This window comes from Paenibacillus enshidis (assembly GCF_042136365.1).
In the GTDB taxonomy this organism is placed as follows: Bacteria; Bacillota; Bacilli; order Paenibacillales; family Paenibacillaceae; genus Paenibacillus; species Paenibacillus enshidis.
Genome location: NZ_JBHHMI010000012.1, coordinates 79,395 through 98,783 on the forward strand (window position 1 = coordinate 79,395; position 19,389 = coordinate 98,783).

General features: G+C 52.0%; 14 protein-coding genes and 2 riboswitches. Of the genes, 12 read left to right on the plus strand and 2 right to left on the minus strand.

What is annotated here, in order from left to right; translation table 11 throughout:
* Positions 1 to 30 precede the first annotated feature (30 nt).
* The gene (gcvT, locus tag ACE41H_RS15025) at positions 31 to 1,131 is read right to left on the minus strand and encodes a glycine cleavage system aminomethyltransferase GcvT (protein WP_375356173.1); all 1,101 of its coding nucleotides are present in this window, start codon (positions 1,129 to 1,131) and stop codon (positions 31 to 33) included.
* 92 nt (positions 1,132 to 1,223) lie between these two features.
* A riboswitch (glycine riboswitch) is annotated at positions 1,224 to 1,317 on the minus strand.
* A riboswitch (glycine riboswitch) is annotated at positions 1,318 to 1,437 on the minus strand.
* A gap of 352 nt (positions 1,438 to 1,789) precedes the next feature.
* Between gcvT and gcvH the strand changes: the two genes are divergently transcribed.
* The 10 genes from gcvH to pruA all read left to right on the plus strand — a co-directional run bounded on the left by gcvH (position 1,790) and on the right by pruA (position 15,243).
* The gene (gene gcvH / locus ACE41H_RS15030; RefSeq protein WP_375356175.1) at positions 1,790 to 2,185 is read left to right on the plus strand and encodes a glycine cleavage system protein GcvH; all 396 of its coding nucleotides are present in this window, start codon (positions 1,790 to 1,792) and stop codon (positions 2,183 to 2,185) included.
* Between the two features lie 551 nt (positions 2,186 to 2,736).
* Entirely contained in the window at positions 2,737 to 4,194 is a 1,458-nt protein-coding gene (locus tag ACE41H_RS15035) for a PTS mannitol transporter subunit IIBC (protein WP_375356177.1), read from the plus strand.
* 79 nt (positions 4,195 to 4,273) lie between these two features.
* The gene (locus ACE41H_RS15040; RefSeq protein WP_375356178.1) at positions 4,274 to 6,352 is read left to right on the plus strand and encodes a BglG family transcription antiterminator; all 2,079 of its coding nucleotides are present in this window, start codon (positions 4,274 to 4,276) and stop codon (positions 6,350 to 6,352) included.
* Complete coding sequence (locus tag ACE41H_RS15045; protein ID WP_375356180.1) at positions 6,349 to 6,783, plus strand: PTS mannitol transporter subunit IIA; 435 nt, start codon at positions 6,349 to 6,351, stop codon at positions 6,781 to 6,783. Before ACE41H_RS15040 ends, ACE41H_RS15045 begins: the two co-directional genes overlap by 4 nt.
* Positions 6,780 to 7,925: a mannitol-1-phosphate 5-dehydrogenase gene (locus ACE41H_RS15050; RefSeq protein WP_375356182.1), complete on the plus strand. Its 1,146-nt coding sequence runs from the start codon at positions 6,780 to 6,782 to the stop codon at positions 7,923 to 7,925. The genes ACE41H_RS15045 and ACE41H_RS15050 overlap by 4 nt, the downstream gene beginning before the upstream one ends.
* 361 nt (positions 7,926 to 8,286) lie before the next feature.
* Complete coding sequence (gene pulA / locus ACE41H_RS15055; RefSeq protein ID WP_375356184.1) at positions 8,287 to 10,686, plus strand: type I pullulanase; 2,400 nt, start codon at positions 8,287 to 8,289, stop codon at positions 10,684 to 10,686.
* 199 nt (positions 10,687 to 10,885) lie between these two features.
* On the plus strand, positions 10,886 to 11,524 hold the full coding sequence (locus ACE41H_RS15060; RefSeq protein WP_375356185.1) for a 50S ribosomal protein L25: 639 nt from the start codon (positions 10,886 to 10,888) through the stop codon (positions 11,522 to 11,524).
* A 163-nt stretch (positions 11,525 to 11,687) separates the two neighbouring features.
* Positions 11,688 to 12,209 carry a peptide-methionine (S)-S-oxide reductase MsrA gene (msrA, locus tag ACE41H_RS15065; RefSeq protein WP_375356187.1) on the plus strand — a complete coding sequence of 174 codons (522 nt, stop codon included), beginning with the start codon at positions 11,688 to 11,690 and terminating at the stop codon, positions 12,207 to 12,209.
* Between the two features lie 469 nt (positions 12,210 to 12,678).
* Complete coding sequence (locus ACE41H_RS15070; protein WP_375356189.1) at positions 12,679 to 13,599, plus strand: proline dehydrogenase family protein; 921 nt, start codon at positions 12,679 to 12,681, stop codon at positions 13,597 to 13,599.
* Positions 13,600 to 13,692: 93 nt separating this feature from the next.
* On the plus strand, positions 13,693 to 15,243 hold the full coding sequence (gene pruA / locus ACE41H_RS15075) for an L-glutamate gamma-semialdehyde dehydrogenase (protein ID WP_375356226.1): 1,551 nt from the start codon (positions 13,693 to 13,695) through the stop codon (positions 15,241 to 15,243).
* Positions 15,244 to 15,585: 342 nt separating this feature from the next.
* Here the strand turns inward: pruA and ACE41H_RS15080 are convergent, their stop codons facing one another.
* Positions 15,586 to 17,157, minus strand: coding sequence for a choice-of-anchor I domain-containing protein (locus ACE41H_RS15080; RefSeq protein WP_375356191.1), 1,572 nt, complete (start codon positions 17,155 to 17,157; stop codon positions 15,586 to 15,588).
* A 346-nt stretch (positions 17,158 to 17,503) separates the two neighbouring features.
* On the opposite strand from ACE41H_RS15080, the gene ACE41H_RS15085 reads away from it, so the two are divergent.
* Together ACE41H_RS15085 and ACE41H_RS15090 are read left to right on the plus strand one after the other, a co-directional pair.
* Positions 17,504 to 18,616 carry an SAF domain-containing protein gene (locus tag ACE41H_RS15085; RefSeq protein ID WP_375356193.1) on the plus strand — a complete coding sequence of 371 codons (1,113 nt, stop codon included), beginning with the start codon at positions 17,504 to 17,506 and terminating at the stop codon, positions 18,614 to 18,616.
* Between the two features lie 12 nt (positions 18,617 to 18,628).
* On the plus strand, positions 18,629 to 19,387 hold the full coding sequence (locus ACE41H_RS15090) for a hypothetical protein (RefSeq protein WP_375356195.1): 759 nt from the start codon (positions 18,629 to 18,631) through the stop codon (positions 19,385 to 19,387).
* The last annotated feature ends 2 nt before the right edge of the window (positions 19,388 to 19,389 follow it).

The window sequence follows — 19,389 nt, forward strand, 5'->3', positions numbered from 1 at the left end:
CTCTCAATATCCGGTCTGTTCCGATTATCTCTATTTTGTGCGTTTGTAGAATGGTGCCTTGACTACCTCAGCTTTGAGGCGTTTGCCCCGGATTTCCACCTCAACCTGTGTGCCAAGCTGGGCAAAACGGCTGTCAATCAGCGCAAGCCCCAGATTCCGCTTCAGAGTAGGGGACTGTGTGCCTGTCGTCACTTCGCCAATCTGCTCTGATTCTAAGAATACCGGGTAATGTGAACGTGGAATGCCGCGGTCCAGCATTTCCAGACCGACGAGCTTGCGAGGAGTCCCTTGCTCCTTTTGCGCAAGCAGCGCTTCCTGTCCGATAAACGGCCCTTTATCCAGCTTGACGAAAAAGCTGAGTCCCGCCTCCAGCGGGGAAATCGTCGCAGACAGCTCCTGACCGTACAGCGGCAGTTTTGCTTCAAAGCGCAGCGTATCCCGTGCACCCAGCCCGGTGGGCACCAGCGCGTGAGCTTCTCCCGCTTTCATCAGCCCCTGCCAAATCAGCGGGGCATCCTCAGCACGGCAGTAGATCTCGAAGCCGTCTTCACCTGTATATCCTGTGCGGGATACAAGCGCGGATGCGCCGAATAAGCCGGCGTGTTCAATAAAGCGGAAGGAGCCGAGCGAAGCGACATTGCTATCTACGGCTACGGAAAGGATCTCTGCTGCTGCAGGACCTTGAAGGGCGAGCAGCGCAGTTTGATCCGATATATTCTCCATTTGCGCATCATCCGGTTTATGCTGCTGAAGCCACTCCCAATCCTTTGCGATATTAGAGGCATTCACGACGAGCATATAGGAATCAACACTGCGTTTGTAAACAAGCAGGTCGTCCACGACTCCTCCATCCGGATAACACATCAGCGTATACTGGGCCTGCCCGTCTTCAAGTTTGGAAACATCGTTGGTCGTTACGCGCTGCAAAAAGCTTTCGGCTCCCGTGCCTGTAACGTTGAATTCTCCCATATGGGAGACATCGAACAGTCCGGCACGTTCCCGTACGGCCTCGTGCTCCTTTTGGATGCCGCTGAACTGGACAGGCAGCTCCCAGCCGCCAAAATCAATGCAGCGCACGCCGGAATATCCGGCATACAGCGGGTACAGCGGTGTTCTTTTCAATGCAGTCAATACAATTCACCTCGCAAAAGAGTTGGCATAGCTTATGAAAAAGCAAAAAAAGGACAGGCCAAAGAACGGTGCATGGCTGCCCAGCCCTGCCATTCTTCAGCTCTGTCCTTGATACCTGAGAGTTGCCCTGCATGATTACAGGTTTCCCCTTGGGTGACCCGCTGCCGCGGATTCTCTCCAGAGTCGCGTCCGGTAAAGGTCCTTTTGCCTGAGAGATTCACCGCTCGTCGGCTTACTCCTTCGGCGTTACCTGCTGATTCCGCGGGTGCAAAGCAAGCACGGGTCTGGCTCACCCTCCATGCTGCCGCCCCGCTCGGGCCTGTTCAGATGCCGCCTTGGCGCATCATTTTTCCCGGAATGTCGGTAATCTCTCCCTATACGTTCATCCGCTATTCAATCTATAACCATTAATACGCGATCACCGGACATATGTCAATAAATTTGTCATATTTTTAGGACTGATTACAAAATGTAAGCCATTACCCTTCCTAAAGTGCTTCTATCCGGAAAAAAATACGCGGTTTTCTGTAAGCTATATTGACATTTAAATCTTGCTTGGCTTAATCTTACGTTGAAAACGAGAAGTTGCAAAGAACAGTTTAAGGGAACAATGAAATGTTTTATGGTGTGAAATTCCAGTGGAAATGGAGCGGTATACATGAGCGAAGTTAAAGAAAACTATTTGTACAGCGAAGAGCATGAGTGGGTAAAAATTACGGATGAAGGTACCCTGCTTGTCGGCATATCCGATTTCGCGCAGCATCAGCTTGGCGACATTGTCTTTGTCGAGCTGCCAGGGGAGGGAACATCTCTGGAAGCCGGTGCAAGCGTAGGCACGATCGAGTCGGTAAAAACCGTATCTGACCTGTATGCGCCGTTAAGCGGCACCGTAATTAAAGTGAACGAGTCGCTGCAGGACTCGCCGGAACTGGTCAACAGCTCTCCGTACGAGGATGGCTGGATGCTTGAAATCCGGGTGAATGGCGATGTTAATGACGCGGTGAGCAAGCTGCTGAGCGCAGAGGCGTACAGTCGTCTTGTGGAAGAAGCTTAATGAAACATTCACTCAAAAATAGGGCATTTGTCCTATTTATTACTTTTTTCAAGAAAATCGCATAAAGTATATACAAGCGTATATTCGTTTTTGCAAGCATGTTTTATAAGCATGGCAGCCTGATACCTACATGAGGGATACAGCAGTCATGCTTTTTTGTCGTTTATCCGAAAAATTTGGAGCAAAGACATTATGTTCAGGGGAATTACGGTTAATACAGGGGAACTTAGTTTATATTAAGGTTAGGCTATATTCATAACCGCGCAGGAGACATGCGACTTTGGTCGTGTGAGGAATTGCGATTGGCATAAGGGTCAAATTCCCCTGAAAATCTTAAATTTAAATTCTGTCATCAACGTTGATGACGAAACTGCATTTTCATTTTATTGATGGAGATACCGTTTTCAATTAGGATGAAGGTAAGCAAAAGGATATGAGGCCTTTTACCTAAGGGTTTGACAAAATCGCAAAAAGCGACAAATTACTTCGTTTTAGTAGCAAATTTTGACGAATCCTTGTTAAGGTTTCAATACATTGAGGAGGTTTTTAACATGAGTTCAGTGGACGCTAAGTCCGGAAGCGGCGGAGGCTTGCGCGTTGGAGTGCAAAAATTCGGACGCTTCCTGAGCGGCATGGTTATGCCAAACATGGGCGCATTTATCGCCTGGGGGTTAATCACGGCCCTCTTTATTCCAACAGGCTGGTTCCCGAATGAAACATTTGGAGCGTTGGTCGGTCCAATGATTACGTACCTGCTGCCGCTGCTTATTGGTTACACGGGTGGTACTATGGTACATGGTCAGCGTGGTGGCGTGGTCGGCGCGATCATGACCATCGGTGTCATTGTCGGTGCAGACATTCCGATGTTCCTCGGCGCAATGGCTGCAGGCCCCTTTGGTGCCTGGGTAATCAAACAGTTTGACAAAGCGGTTGAAGGTAAAATAAAGTCCGGTTTTGAGATGCTGGTCAACAACTTCTCCGCTGGTATTATCGGTGGGGCGCTTGCACTGCTTGCGCATACAATTATAGGTCCAGTTATTCAAGCGATCAGCAGTGTGTTATCTGCTGGTGTACAGTTTTTGATGGATGCAGGACTTCTGCCGCTCGTTAACCTGCTCATTGAGCCGGGTAAAGTATTGTTCCTGAACAATGCTATTAATCACGGCATTTTGACGCCACTTGCAACCGAGCAGGCCTCACAGATGGGCAAATCGATTTTGTTCATGCTGGAGTCCAATCCTGGTCCAGGTCTTGGCATTCTGCTTGCTTATTGCTTCCTGGGTCGCGGAACGGCTAAAGCTTCCGCTCCAGGTGCAGCGATCATCCACTTTTTTGGCGGTATTCATGAGATCTACTTCCCGTACATTCTGATGAGACCGATTTTGATCCTGGCCGCAATGGCAGGCGGTGTTGCAGGTACGTTTACATTTATGATTACAGGCGCCGGTCTGGTAGCAGCTCCTTCGCCAGGAAGTATTTTCGCTTACTTCCTTATGACGCCAAAAGGCGGTTATCTGCCGATGCTGGCAGGTGTCGTTGTAGCAGCTGTTGTATCCTTCGTCATTGCTGCGATTCTGCTGAAAACAGGCAAGCAAACAGATGATAACCTGGAAGATGCGTCTGAACGCATGAAAGATATGAAGAACCAAGGCAAAACAGGTAATGCAGCCGTGGCTGCCGATAACCGTGAAGCGGATCGTGCGGCAGCAATAGCTTCCAGCAATGTGAAAACAAATGTCAACAAAATCGTATTCTCCTGTGATGCGGGTATGGGATCAAGCGCAATGGGCGCATCCATCCTCCGCAAGAAAATGAAGGAGGCCGGCGTGGATGTGGTCGTAACGAACACGGCAATCAGCGAAATTCCGCAGGACGCCGACATCGTTATTACACAGAAAACGCTGACTGACCGTGCCAAAACGGTTGCGCCGAAGGCGGAGCATATTTCCATCGACAACTTCCTGAAGAGCCCTGAATATGAGGAATTGGTTGAACGTCTGAAAAAATAAATCTTAATTGCCTTTTGGCAAAGCTTTTTCAGGTCAATGGCACAGGCAGTTCAAGGGCGAATCGGGAGGGACGGGTATCATGAATATTACCAAACGACAAAGCGAAATTCTTGAATTCCTGCTGCAGCAGACGAAAGAGGTGACTGCGGGCGACATTGCCGCCCGCATCAATGTCAGCACGAGAACCGTTCTGCGCGAGCTGAGCGCGGTGGAGAAATGGCTGGAGCCCAATGGGGTCAAGCTGGAGAAAAAATCCGGGATCGGAATCCATTTGGATGCCGATCCCTCTCGGCTTTTCCAGCTTCGCCAGCAGCTTTTCCGTTCGGAATCGGTAGAGTATTCAGCAGAAGAAAGAAAAATTTACAGCTTATGTATACTGCTGGATGACAGAGAGCCGATCAAGCTGCTGTCGCTGGCGGCTGATTTAAAGGTAACGGTCGCGACTGTCAGCCATGATCTTGACGAGCTGCAGTCCTGGATCGAGAAGCACGGGCTTACCCTTGTGCGAAGGCGCGGTTACGGTGTGCGGATCACAGGCAGGGAATCCGACATCAGGCGGGCTATTTCCGAGTTGGGGCTGGAGCATCTGGATGAATCCGATTTGTTCGGAAGGGATTTGTCCAGACATTCATCCCATGCCATGGATAAACTGATGGAACTGATCGGCAGGGATGTGATGCTGACGGTGGAGAACGCCTTGTGGCAGCCGAATGAAAAATGGCTGGAAAACATGGTGGAGAGCAAATACATGGAGCTGCTGATTCAGCTTTCCGTAGCCATCGCCCGCATCCGGCGGGGGTTTGTGGCCAAGCAGCCGGAATCGGAGCTGATCCTGGGGACCCATGAAGAGGAGGATAAGGTCCGTGCCGCGATGGTGGAGCGCATTTGCGCCGAACTGTCGGTTGCGCTGTCCCTTCACTTTACGGAGCAGGAGAAAAAATATTTCAGACATCTGTTCCGCTCCGCCGAGGACCGCTCGACAAGGCTGCTGCCGCTGGATGATCTGGTGCTGTTGGAAATTGTGAATGAGCTGATCCGCCGGGTGGAGGAAAACGCAGGTGTGCATTTTGGAGAGGATCGCCTCCTGCGTGAAGGTCTGATTGCCCATGTCGAGCCAGTCATGAAACGGCTGAAAGAAGGAAATGATATCCGCAATCCGTTGTTGCAGCAGATCCGCAAGGATTATGCCGAACTGTTCGAAGCGGTCAAGGAGGCCGTATCGGGTATGATTGAGCTGAATGTGCCTGATGAAGAAGTGGGTTTTCTGGTCATGCACTTCGGCGCTTCCATTGAGCGGCTGCGCCAGCTGCAGCGGGAGGTGCGTGCCATTGTGGTATGCACCAGCGGAATCGGATCTTCCAGACTGCTGGCCACCCGGCTGGCGAAGGAGCTTCCGCAAATCAGGATTGTGGACCGGGCCTCGTGGTTCGAGGCGGCCCGTATTCCCAAGGAGGATTACGACCTGGTCATTTCGACCGTCGATCTGCCGCTTGAGAGGGACCGTTATCTGAAAATCAGTCCACTGCTGACGCAGGAGGAGAGTGACCGCCTGCGTCATTTTATCCAGAACATAACACTCAAGAAAGTCAGCGGCAGGCAAAGGCAGACCGTGGAGCCGAACCAGGGATTGGGGTGGCTGGTCGGGTTGAAGGACAGTCTGCAGGAGATTGTGCGGATCGTGCAGAATTTTCATGTTTATCCGCTGGATAACCATGGAATGGATATGAATGAAGTTTTGTATGCCATGTGCATTTCCGAGGTCGGACGGGGAACCGTGAATGATCCGGAAGCGGTGGCTGAGCTTCTGGCCGAAAGAGAGCAGCAAGGCAGCCAGGTGATTCCAGATACACCGCTTGCCTTGTTCCATACACGCAGCAGACACATCCGCACGCCTTCGCTATCGCTCTACAGGCTGAACGAGCCGCTGCAGTTGGAAGGAGCACAAGAAGCAGTAAAGCAGGTGCTGTTAATGCTGGGTCCGCGCGAGCTGTCCAAGGAAAGCCTGGAGGTGCTCAGTGAAATCAGCGCATTGCTGCTTCAGGGAGAGATGATTACGCTGCTGGAGAACGGAAGCCGGGATGAGATCACCAGCTATATGGCGGATGAACTGGCCGATTTTTTTCGCAGTAAATTAGAGACAGGGAGGACCATACAATGAGCATCATGTCCACAGACAAAGTAAAATTGAACGCAACAGCGAATGACAAATACGAGGCGATCCGCATGGCGGGCCAGATCCTGCTGGATGCCGGTCACATTACGGAAGCATACATCGACAAAATGATCGAGCGTGAGGAAATCGTGTCCACCTATGTAGGCAACGGACTGGCGATTCCGCACGGAACGAAAGAATCCAAGGAATTCATCAACTCTACAGGCATCTCCATTATCCAGTTCCCGCAGGGTGTGGATTTTAATGGGGAGAACGCATATATGGTGATCGGCATCGCGGCACAGGGAGGAGAACACATGGAGATTCTGACCGGAATCGCTGTGGTATGCTCCGAGGAAGAGAATATGGACAAACTGCGTAATGCCAGCAGCGCACAGGAAATTATCGACCTGTTTGAAAGCGAGATGGAACTATGAGAGCGGTCCATTTCGGAGCAGGCAACATCGGACGCGGATTTATCGGATTGCTGCTGTCACGCGCCGGCTATGAAGTGATTTTCTCTGATGTCAACGATACACTCGTGTCCGAGCTGCGCAGCCGCAAGCAGTATACCGTGGAATTGGCCAATGATGCCAAGGACACGGAAATCGTAACTAATGTAACCGCCATTGACGGAAAAAATGTGGATGAGGTAGCCAGCGCCGTGGCCTCTGCGGATTTGGTGACGACAGCGGTTGGCGTTAATATTCTGAAGCATATCGCGCCGGGAATTGCCAAAGGCATCACACAGCGGATTGCAGACGGGGCATCCCCGCTTCATGTGATCGCATGTGAAAATGCCATCGGTGGCAGCGCGCAGCTGAAGGAGCATGTATTTGCCCTGCTGGAAGAGGATGTTCGTGCGAAAGCGGAGGCTTCCGTATATTTCCCGAACGCGGCGGTAGACCGGATCGTGCCGATCCAGCACCACGAGGATCCGCTGCATGTGCAGGTGGAGCCTTTTTACGAATGGGTGGTTGACCGTTCCCAAATGGCTCCGGACCATGCGGAAATCGAAGGTGTGCTGTATGTGGACAATTTGGAGCCCTACATTGAGCGCAAGCTGTTTACCGTAAACACAGGGCATTGTGTTGCAGCTTATCTTGGCTATATGGCAGGCTTTGAGACGATCCAGACGGCCATTGCCGACGAGAACGTGGTCGCTTCTGTGCGCGGAGCGCTGGAAGAGACCGGAGCTGTGCTGGTCAAACGTTTCGGATTTGATCAGGCAGAGCATGACAAATATATCAGCAAAATTTTGGACCGTTTCCGCAATCCGAACCTGACCGATGAAGTTACCCGTGTAGGCCGCTCACCGCTGCGGAAGCTGTCGCCGAACGACCGTCTCGTTCGTCCGGCCCTGCAAGCCCATGAATACGGCATCAACCCGGATCATCTGGCCCTTGGCATGGCGGCTGCCTGCAAGTTCAACGTTAGCGAGGACCCTGAAGCCGTAGAGCTGCAGGAAGCGATCCGCACTGAAGGATTAGCTGCTGCAATCACCCATTATACGTCGATTCCACAGGACCATCCTGTTCATCGCCAAATTTTGGAGCAGTATGAGAAATTAAACGCTTAATCTTATATTAACTGAGCAGAAAGCATTCAGGCCCTTCATACGCCTGGGTGCTTTTTGTTCTATGTACATATGTGACTGTAAGCTTGGCGCCGGTACTCTAAGCCGGACTATAGCAGCAATGCCTGCTGTGGCATAGAATATAAGGAAGAGTATAATCCCCTCTTCGATATTCGGCTGACTAATAGCGGCAGGAAATAAGTCCGTTATATCTGATATATTTATTGGCGTGAAGGTATACAAAAGAGGTTCAGGAAGCATAAATGGTAGTATTGGTCAATGGACAGATTCGGCTTATCGGAGTAATATGTGATTCCAAAGCGAGTATGATAGCGCTGTATTGAAAATGATGGTGGTGATGCAGATGGAAAATGAAGCATCTCTCATTCCGGTCTACAACGGCCGGGACCTTGGTTTGACCTACACGAAGGATGATTGTCTTTTTAATATATGGGCTCCCACAGCGGAGCATGTCGTTCTGTCTTTGTATGAAGATGCAGGCGAATATGATGAGTATGGGAATGTGACGGATCATTGCGGTGGCCGCGAATTTCCGCTGGCTCGGAATGAATATGGCGTGTGGTCGTTGAAGCTGCAGGGGGATTGGAACGGTTATTTTTATATGTACCTTGTCACTTTGCCGGGCAGAGAGCCACATTATGCTGCTGATCCATACAGCATCGCCGTTTCCGCTAACGGACAGCGGTCCGCCATTGTCGATCTGGCTGAGACCGACCCCGCAGGCTGGGAAAATGACGTTCGGCCCCACCATGGGGAACCGGTGGATGCCGTCATTTATGAGCTGCATGTGCGGGATTTTTCCTCCGATCCGGAAGCTCCCTATGAGGGCGGGCGCGGAGGCTTTCGGGCCTTCTTGCAAACCGGGCTGAAGGACACGCAGGGCAACAGCATCGGCATTGATCATTTGCAGGAGCTGGGTGTTACGCATGTGCATTTGATGCCTGTGCCAGATTACAAGACGGTGAATGAGCTGGCCGTGGCCGCAGGGGACCGCTCAGTCTATAACTGGGGTTATGATCCGCAGCATTACAACGTGCCTGAAGGCTCTTATGCCAGCGATCCTGCGGACCCGGCCGCAAGAATCCGCGAATTCAAGCAGGTAGTACAGACACTTCATGCCGCAGGTATGGGCGTCATTATGGATGTGGTGTACAATCATACATTTTCTGTTGATGACGGGCCATTTGAACCGATTGTTCCCGGTTATTTTTACCGCACCGACGAGCAGGGCAGGCTGACGAACGGTTCAGGGGTAGGCAACGAGCTGGCGACCGAGCGGCCGATGGTCCGCAAGTTCATCAAGGATTCGCTGCGGTTTTGGGCCGAGGAGTATCATGTGGATGGCTTCCGTTTTGACCTGCTCGGTCTGATCGATACGCCTACTGTTGAGGAGCTCACGAAAGAGCTGCGCAGCGAGGTATTTCCTGGCATGATGATTTACGGGGAGCCGTGGACCGGCGGAGATTCACCTCTGCAGCACAAAACGCTTAAAGGAGCGCAGCGCGGCAAAGGCTTTGCTGTGTTCAACGATAATTTCCGCAATGCGATTAAAGGCGACAGCGACGGCTGGGGCACTGGCTTTGCCACCGGCGCCTGGGGCAAGGAAGATGATGTGGTGCAGGGTATCCGCGGGGCTATTTACGATTTTACCGAGGTGCCCTCTGAAACGATCAACTATGTGACTGCCCACGATAATCTGAATTTGTGGGATAAAATCATTACAACCCGCCATCTGCGCCATGCCTGTTCTTTTCCCGAGTGGAACCAGGGGATGCCTGCAGACGGGCGGAGTGCGGCAGAGGCGGTGGAATCCGCGGATCCATACCACCGGGTTAACGGGGATGATTTGCTGAAGGAAGAGTCGGTGCGCCGCTCTTTGCTGGCCAACAGCATGGTCCTCACCTCCCAGGGCATTCCGTTTATCCATGCCGGCGATGAATTGCTGCGCTCCAAGTATGGGGATCATAACAGCTACCGCAGCGGCGATGAAGTCAATGCGCTCCGCTGGGGCAATAAAGCCCGCTTTTTGCCGGTGTTCCGCTATTATCAAGGGCTGATTGCGCTGCGGCGCAGCCATCCCGCTTTCCGTATGAGGACCCGAGAGCAGGTGGAACGGCATCTCGAAATTTTACGCGCCTCTGATCATGTGGTCGCTTTTCGGCTGCATGGATATGCCAATGGGGACGACTGGAGAAATATAGTGGTGATTTATAACGGGTCAGACCGGGATGAAACGATGTTTTTGCCTGACGATTCGGAACGGTGGCATATTGTCGTTAATGATTGCCAGGCAGGCACGGAGACGCTTTCCATCGCGGAGGGTGATAGGGTAACAATCCCACGTTGGTCCATGATGGTACTGCATGATGATACGGATGATGCGTTTTCCGATGAGGGTGGAAATACGGGCAGCAAAATGCCGGGGGCGGAAGAGCAAACCGGGCATTTCCGTACAGTCGAGATGTACTACCAGCGTACGGATGGACAGTACGAAGGGTGGAATGTCTGGGTTTGGGGAACCAGCGTACAGGACGGGCATGTACCGCTCACGATGATTGGGGAGGGACTGGCTGTAGCTCGTATCCGGGTGGCGCCGCATGTGCGAAAAATCGGGTATATTTTCAGACTGAACCAGTGGGAGGACAAGGATATCGATATGGACCGCTATCTGGAGCTTGGTGGCGGGAACGAGACGGTCCAGGTCATCATTCGCAGCGGAACGGTGGCGGTACAGGCGGTATGATAGGGTTCGGAACAGTGAAGACGCTTTTGTCTCTTTCAGGAGAAAAGGCGTCTTTTTTTGCATAAAATGTGTCAATGCTCTGTAAAATGGTTAAGGTATATTTATGGGCTTTTTTTTGCTTGCAGTCTTGCCGCTGTTGCAGTCGGCCCGAATATAAGGCACAGTCACTTGTGAAGAGAACCTGAGGAGGTTATGTACTATGGCTAACGGCAATAAAAGCAATCAACTGACGGCGGAGCCGAGAACGGAGACGAGGCGCTCGGAACTGCGCAAGCTGAGATTGAATGGCCGTATTCCAGCGGTCGTGTATGGCTCCGATATGGAGGGGACTCCGGTAAGTGTGGATGCCAAGGAATTCAAGAAATTGATCCGGACGGGACGTACGGAAATGCTGGATTTGGTATTGGAAGGCGGCCGCAGGGTGCCGGTGCTGATTAAGGATTATCAGGAGCGTGACGGCAAATGGCTGCATGCTGATTTCCTGAAAGTTTCCAAAAACAAACCGATCCGTGTTCGTGTGGCTATCGACTATCAGGGCACTGCGGCAGGCACCAAGACAGGCGGCATGCTGCAGGTGCAGGCAACAGAGCTTGAGATCGAGGCGCTGCCGGATGATCTCCCATCTGTGATCGAGGCCGACATTTCAGGTATGGAAGTCGGGGACAAGCTGACAGCGGGAGACATCAGGCTGCCTGACAAAGTAGAGTTGATTTCCTCTGCAGAAGAATTGCTTGCTTCCATTGTGATTCCGCGTGCGGTTGAAGCAGAGAATGAGACAGCTGAGAAGGCAGAGGAAGATGCAACAGCAGGAGATGCAGCAGCAGACGACGAATCGTAAAAGTGAGCAGAATATACAGGTTGTTGACCTGAGCAATGATGCCCTTGAGCTGGTTGGCTCCGGGGCATCTTTTTTTCGGAGGAAGTGCGTCCGGTATGACCTGTTTGCTTAATAGGGTACAAGCCCTATAATAAGAGAAACGCTTAAGAGGAGAAATGGACTTATGACACAAAAAGCCACCTTTGCCGGCGGATGCTTCTGGTGTATGGTTACTCCGTTTGAGGAGCTGCCTGGCATTCACGGCATCGTATCCGGATATATGGGCGGAACGACGGAGAATCCCGTCTATGAGGAAGTAAAAAAGGGCACAACAGGGCATTACGAGGTGGTGCAGATCACGTTTGATCCGGAGCTGTTCCCGTATGAGAAGCTGTTGGAGCTCTACTGGGTGCAGGTCGACCCGACGGACCCGGACGGTCAGTTCCATGACAGGGGCTCGCAGTACCGGACGGCTATTTTCTATCATCATGAGCAGCAGCGGGAAGCGGCCGAACGTTCCAGGAAGGAGTTGGCGGCCAGCGGCAGATTTGACAAGCCGATTGTCACGGAAATTTTGCCGGCGGCTGTATTCTATCCTGCGGAGGATTATCATCAGGATTACCATAAGAAGAATACGAAGCATTACAAGGAAGACCGTGAAAAATCGGGACGGGACGAGCATATTCAGAAGCATTGGCAGGCTTAAGCTCGGGGCGTTTTCCATAGAAATGAAATATAGCAATTTGCTGAAGTAGGATGAGTCACATTAACAGGATTGCACACAAGCCTCCGTGCTTGCAGGTGCAATCCTGTTTCTTTTTAACTCAACGCTGGATCAAAATCAATTTTTGTTGACAATGAAAAGAATGAAAATTAACATCTTCAATAAGAAAGTATGTCGATATACGTTTTTTTACCCTCTCATGATTGCTTTCAGTAGTGATCTACACTCCCGGAAAATGACGCCACCCCATCCAAGAACAATTTCACATTCTGATTTAACATACATATATTTCCTACACCATAAGCATAAAGAGAGCTAAATGAATGCATTTTTTTCGCCGCCGCGACTTATGTTAACAACCGCTAAACACAGTTTGTCTTCCGTGAAATTACGTCGATGCACGTTTGTAATCCCCATCGCTCTATGTATCAGAGGTAAGGAGGATACCGAAATGGAGATCATGAGAAGCACCCTGCTCTATCTGTCGAAGAACCGTACGGCCAATCGGATGGCGAAATTACACGGACTTCGATTGGGGGCGGAACGTTTTGTGGCGGGTGAGACGCTAACAGCAGCCGTCGGGAAGGTGCAAGAACTGAAGGCGGCAGGCATTGAGGCAACCCTGGACCATCTGGGCGAATTCGTCGCGAGCAGGGAAGAAGCGGAAGAGGCAGCCCAGGAGGTTGTAAACGCGGTGACGGCCATCGCCGCCTCTGGCATACGCTCCAATGTGTCGGTCAAGCTGACTCAGCTTGGGCTCGATCTGTCCGAGACCGAGTGTCTGGCCAATATGCGGAGCATTGTCGGGGAGGCGAAGCTTCATGGCGGATTTGTGCGCATCGACATGGAGGACTATACCCATAATGAGCCCGCCATCCGCATATTCGAGCAGCTTCATGGCGAATTCGGCGGCCAGCATGTAGGACTTGTGCTGCAGGCCTATCTGCGGAAGACGGAGGATGACATGAAGCGGCTGGAGCATCTGGCCCCCAATTACAGGCTGGTCAAGGGAGCCTACAAGGAGCCGCCGGAAGTCGCCTTTCCGGAAAAAAGCGAGGTGGATGAAAACTTTATCCGTCTTATTCACATGCAGCTGGAACACGGTCACTATGCTGCTGTAGCGACTCATGACGACCGCATTATAGAACACGTTAAAACCTACACTGCTGAAAAGGGAATCCCGCGTGATGCTTTTGAGTTTCAGATGCTCTACGGCATCCGCCCTCAGTTACAACGTGATCTCGCGCGGGAAGGCTACAGGATGAGAGTGTATGTGCCGTACGGAACTGATTGGTACGGATATTTTATGAGAAGGCTGGCGGAGCGTCCGGAAAATGTAAGCTTTGTGCTGAAATCGATGTTTAAACGATGATCCTCATCCGGCATGACAGTCAACCCTTGGATTGGGCGGATGAGAGGATCGAGCGGGTATTCCAAAATTAAATAAAGGAAAGGTGAGATGAGCATGGTGCCATACCGTCCCGAACCGTTTACGGATTTTAGCAATGAAACGAACCGCAAGGCGATTGAAGCGGCCCTGGATAAGGTGCAGGCGGAGCTCGGTCAGGAGTATCCCCTGATTATAGGCGGAAAACGGGTAAAAACAGATGCAAGCTTCAACTCGATCAATCCTTCTCGCAAAGCCGAAGTTATCGGTCGCGTCTCCAAGGCTGATGCAGAACTGGCTGAGCAAGCGATTCAGTCTGCGCATGAAACCTTCGCTGCATGGGCACGGGTGCCAGTCGAGCAGCGGGTGAGGCTGCTGTTCAAGACAGCGGCGCTGCTGCGCAGACGCAAGCATGAGTTCAGCGCCTGGCTCATGCTGGAGGCCGGCAAGACAGCTGCCGAAGCGGATGCGGATACGGCGGAGGCTATTGATTTCATGGAATATTATGCTCGCCAAATGATTGAGCTGGATACAACGGCTGCTTCACGCTTAATCACCCTTGAAGGGGAAGACAATGATCTGCGCTATATCCCGCTTGGCGTCGGAGTCATCATTCCGCCCTGGAATTTTCCGCTGGCGATCATGGCGGGCATGACAACGGCCGCTGTCGTAGCAGGCAATACAGTGGTGCTGAAGCCGGCGAGCGCGACACCGGTCATTGCGGCCCGTTTTGTCTCCCTGCTGGAGGAAGCCGGCATGCCGCCGGGAGTTGTCCAGTTCCTGCCAGGCAGCGGGGGAGAGATCGGCGATCTGCTGGTCAGCCATCCGCTTACACGCTTCATTTCCTTTACAGGCTCCAAGGAAGTCGGATTGCGCATCTTCGAATTGTCGGCCAAAACTGCGCCCGGGCAAAAGTGGCTGAAGCGTTTTGTCGGGGAGCTTGGCGGCAAGGATGCCATCATCGTGGACAGCGAAGCCGATCTGGAGGCGGCTGCCCAGGCGATTGTGGCTGCGGCCTTCGGCTTCTCGGGGCAGAAATGCTCGGCCTGCTCGCGCGCAATCGTGCATGCAGATGTGTATGATGAGATACTCCAGCGCTGCACGGAGCTTACCCGGGAGCTTAAGGTTGGCGCAGCCAGTGATTTCTCCAGTTCAACCGGACCAGTCATCGATGAGGCGGCTTACCGCAAAATTTCGAGCTATATCGAACAGGGAAAGAAGGAATGCCGTCTCGTGGCAGGCGGAGGCACTGCAGGAGAGAAAGGCTATTTTATTGAGCCGACGATCTTCGCGGATGCTGCGCCGGATGCGGTCATCATGCAGGAGGAAATTTTCGGGCCAGTCGTGGTATTTTGCAAGGCTGAATCGTTTGAGCAGGCGCTGGACATTGCCAATAACACGGAATACGGATTGACCGGCTCGGTATTTTCCATGAGCCGCAGCCGGTTGGAGCAGGCCAGGGAGCAGTTCCATGTCGGCAACCTCTACTTTAACCGCAAATGTACGGGGGCGCTTGTCGGCGTGCATCCGTTCGGAGGCTTCAACATGTCCGGCACGGATTCCAAAGCCGGCGGGCCTGACTATCTGCTGCAGTTTACGCAGCTCAAGCTTATTTCCGAGAAATTATGAAGCTTATTTCAGAAGCAGACGGCCGGTACGCTGAGTGCCGTTCGTCCCGTTTCCCCCGCAGAGGCTCAATGGGGGCAATACAACAGGAATGTGCGTCGTTGTCGAAGTGGAGGAATGTTTCTTGCATTGTCCGCGTGCATTCATGCAGTCGAAAATATGGAGTCCGGACACTTGGCCTGAGAGAGAAAATCTTCCGTCCATCATGGAAATGTTCCGTGCGCATGTGGAGCTGAACAAAAACGCACAGAAGGTAGCGGATTGACGATTCTGGAGCTTATTGAATATGTTGTTAAAAAAGCAGCCGGGCGGAATGGGGAACACTCCACTCGGCTGCCTTTGTTTTTACTGCTGCCGTTTATAGAAGCTGATCGTGCCTGTGCCTTCATCAGCGCTGATGAACGTATCACTTGTGTTCACATAGTGGATTCCTTCCGGTGATTCGCCGGCCGTTGGAATCAGTCCAAGCAAGGCCGGAGCCTCCGGATTCGACAGGTCGAAAAACAGGATGGCGTCCGCACGCTCGGAGGCAACTGCCGCAATATCACGTCCATTCACCTTCGCGATCGTCAGATTTTCCACTTCGCTGCCCTTCTTCTCACTGCGTCCATCCGGATACGAACCGACCCGGGCGGCAGCCTTGTCAATCACATCGGCGCTGTCGTAAATTTTATCGCCTTCAAGGCTCCATACCGCGATGTTGCGTCCGCCGGCCTTCACGCCGTCTTTGAATTCATCCCCGCCAAGGTCCCCTTCATTCGCAGTCAGAAGGTAGCGGCCGTCCGTGGTGAAGGCGATGCCGTCCGGTTCATAGCGGGCTGTAATTTCGTCCGTAAATGATACCCGGTCGTCATCCTTCGCATCCGCAGCATGGCTGGTCGTGCCGAGGGCGAATATCCGCACAAGCTTCCGTGTCTTCAGATCGACAACCGCAATGACGTTATTCTCTTGCAGAGTTACTGCCGCGGTCGTGCTGTCCGGACTGATGGCCACATATTCCGGCTGCGGTTCATGTGGATAGATGGCCCCTTTAACGCCGCTCAAATCTACTGGCACCTGAACCAGCTCACCTGCCAGCACGTTGCCCTCCGGGAAGTGAAGCACGGCGATGCTGCCCGGGCGCTTGTTGGCCGCATAATCAAATTCCTCTGTCTTTGAATCAAATTCCTCGTCTTCAATCGCAATCACGGCATAGTTGCCGTCGCGGGAGATAGCGATGGAGTCCGGGCCAATGCCGGTCTCGTATACCTTGGCAATCTCGTAGGTATCCAAATTGATGACGGCAGCCATCCCCGGATTCGGATCATTGAAGTTGTCATCGGTGCGGATGACGGCGATAGCATGCTTGCCGTCAGGCATAACCGCGACACTGGTGACCTCCGCCTTGTCGGAGAGGCTCTGGAAGCTGATATTTTTTATTTCACTAACCTGGTCTGTATAGGTGATATCCAGAACGCTTACACTGCCCTTATCCGCCTCAGTCACGAGCAGGCGGCTGCCGTCCGGAGTGGAAGCGGCGATCTCGGCCTTGCCGCTCGGCATCTGAAACGAACCGGCAAGCTTATAGCCGGTCCCGTTTTGTGCGGCGATCACGCGGTCACGTAGCTGCTTGGCAGCTTGTTCAGAAATGTATAACTTGCCGTTTTCTATATATGGCGCCTGATCGAGTGTAACCTCTGCACTATCCAGAGCGGCCTTCGCCGATCCGGTCCGGAAAACAGCGGTCGTATCGCCGAGGCTGATATTCGCGCTTTTATCCCGGGTGTTCCATTTCAAAGTCCCCTGCATGTCCGATACCATGGCACGGACCGCTGCGCCTTCAGCCTCGGCGGCATGTGCAGCCGGCAGGGCGGCAGCGGTATGTACGGTAATGGAAGCTGCCGCCATGGTGAGCAGCCATTTGTTCGTCTTTTTCAAGTCATATTCCCCTTTTTAGTCAATATTTTGGGCGGGCTTTAACAGAAAACGCTGTCCGCCCTTTGTTTGTAAAAATTATATTTTCTTTATGTTAAGACAGACTGGGATGTACGTAAAATTTGTCCGAGTTATGTAAAAATGCCGTGTAGAGCACTGCTGTTCACAGTACCATAGGCGCAAAATTCAATAAATCACCCTTTCCTTGAAAATGATAGTTGACGGGATGAGCATTTATTTTTATAATGGGAATAATTTGAATAGCGGAACCTATCGGAAGCACCGATCATCTCCTCCGGGAGAATGGTCGGTGCTTTTTTGTTTTCCGTTCCGGCAAAGGAGAGAAGATATGTCCAGATTACGTGTGCGGCACAGACAATTGGTGCTGGCTTGTGCGGTGGGTGCGGTCGTCATGCTGATCATATGCCTGACCATCGGTGTACTGCTGTTCAGAAGTTTTGAGACAGATTATTCGCAGGAAACAGCGGAACTGGAGCAGGAGCTTGCGGATACGAAGCAAATTTTGCAGCAGGAGATGAGGCAGGTCCCTGTAGTTGTAAGTGATCACAAAGCCGGGGATGCGCTCGCAGAGACGGATATTGCTCTTGTAAATATCCCTGCGGCGTCCGTGCCTGAAAATGTGTTGAACAAGGAGGACATCGTCGGCAAATACACCAGGATTGATCTTCCCAAAAATACGGCGGTCACGGGATCCATGCTGTTTGAGAATGGTGTCACCCCGGATGACTTGCGGAATCAGGAATTCAGGCTCATTCAACTGCCTGCCAAGCTGGGTCCGGATCATTATGTCGATGTCCGGATCAAATTCCCGACCGGTGAAGACTACATCGTCCTGTCCAAGAAGAAAGTAAAGGATCTGTCAGGGGGGCTGATTTCCTACGAAATGGATGAGCAGGAGATTCTGATGATGTCCAGCGCCATTGTGGATGCCTATATCAATGAGGCAACGATCTACGCGTTGAGCTACGTCGATCCTTACATGCAGGACAAAGCCATCGTAACCTATCCGCCCAAGGACGAGGTCAAGAAGCTGATCCAGTCCGATCCGAACATTGTAAAGGTGGCGACAGAGCAGCTTGAATCAAGGAAAAGAAGCGTCCTTGAAATGAATCTGGCGGCCATGCCCGAAGCAGAACGTGGCAGATACAGTACTGGTGCAACAGACGCAGGAAGCTACAATGAAAATGCCCCAGCTTCAAATATGCTGACAGACAGCAGCAGTTCAGGCTACGCTTCGCAACTGCCTCCCGTTAAAGATGCGCTGCCTGTAGAAAGTAACGACTATGCTGAGAGCCAGCATACGACGGCTTCCGATTCCCCCACCCCTCCGGCAAACGGGAAAGCACAAAACCCGAAGCTGTTAGAGGAAACGGAGGGAACCACTGCGGCAAGCGATGATGACATCTACGGACAGATGCCCAAGAGCAATGTTCAACCTTAAGGAGGTGCAGGTTTGCAAAATATTTTGTTTTTAGGAGCTTGTGATAAGGGAGGGCTGCTGCTCTGGCTAGGCAAAATTATGGCGTCTGCCGGCAAAAAAGTACTGATTATCGACGGCACCGTGCTGCAGAAGTATCAGTTTGCGGTCCCGGAGCTGTCAGGGGACGGTCTGAAGGGAGGCAGCAGAGTCATTGAATTTGATGGTTTTGATGTGGCGTCAGGCTTCGAACACAGCTTTAAAAACGGGACAGCCATTCATGAGTCGCTGGAGAGCTTTTTCCAAAGAAACAACGAGCAGTACACAAGCTATGATTTTGTGCTCCTGGATATCGATCATACGGATACGCTGGAAGCTTCGCTGCTGACGGCATGGGGAGGCATCAGCAGCTATGCGTTGGTCACCAACAGCGAGCGGTATACGATTCAGCGTAATGCCGAGCTGCTGCGGAAGCTTCTGCAGGAACAGCAGGGGGATGACCTGCAAATGGTTCGCATCAGGTACATGGCGGCAGAAAGCCCGGTTAGTGAAGCTTTTATGGAGACTGCCGCAGGCCATCTGAACACAGTATTTTCTGACGAGCAGGATGTGGAATTTTATTACGATGAAATGGACTACATAGCCGGTGTACGCATGCAGTATGAGAACAGGCTGAAGCTGAAAGGACTATCCAGAAGCACAAAAAAGACGCTGCTCAGCATTCTTGCGGCTGTAACTGATGTGGAGAGAAACGCATTGCGGCTGGCCTTGAAGGTGGCAGAAAGGGGAAGGTAAGA

Excerpts from the sequence above, each read along its gene's own strand:
- ACE41H_RS15060 (WP_375356185.1), top strand. The coding sequence starts at position 10,886 with ATGGCTAACGGCAATAAAAGCAATCAACTGACGGCGGAGCCGAGAACG.
- gcvH (WP_375356175.1), top strand. The coding sequence starts at position 1,790 with ATGAGCGAAGTTAAAGAAAACTATTTGTACAGCGAAGAGCATGAGTGG.
- pruA (WP_375356226.1), top strand. The coding sequence starts at position 13,693 with ATGGTGCCATACCGTCCCGAACCGTTTACGGATTTTAGCAATGAAACG.
- ACE41H_RS15035 (WP_375356177.1), top strand. The coding sequence starts at position 2,737 with ATGAGTTCAGTGGACGCTAAGTCCGGAAGCGGCGGAGGCTTGCGCGTT.
- ACE41H_RS15085 (WP_375356193.1), top strand. The coding sequence starts at position 17,504 with ATGTCCAGATTACGTGTGCGGCACAGACAATTGGTGCTGGCTTGTGCG.
- ACE41H_RS15040 (WP_375356178.1), top strand. The coding sequence starts at position 4,274 with ATGAATATTACCAAACGACAAAGCGAAATTCTTGAATTCCTGCTGCAG.
- msrA (WP_375356187.1), top strand. The coding sequence starts at position 11,688 with ATGACACAAAAAGCCACCTTTGCCGGCGGATGCTTCTGGTGTATGGTT.
- ACE41H_RS15070 (WP_375356189.1), top strand. The coding sequence starts at position 12,679 with ATGGAGATCATGAGAAGCACCCTGCTCTATCTGTCGAAGAACCGTACG.
- ACE41H_RS15050 (WP_375356182.1), top strand. The coding sequence starts at position 6,780 with ATGAGAGCGGTCCATTTCGGAGCAGGCAACATCGGACGCGGATTTATC.
- ACE41H_RS15045 (WP_375356180.1), top strand. The coding sequence starts at position 6,349 with ATGAGCATCATGTCCACAGACAAAGTAAAATTGAACGCAACAGCGAAT.
- pulA (WP_375356184.1), top strand. The coding sequence starts at position 8,287 with ATGGAAAATGAAGCATCTCTCATTCCGGTCTACAACGGCCGGGACCTT.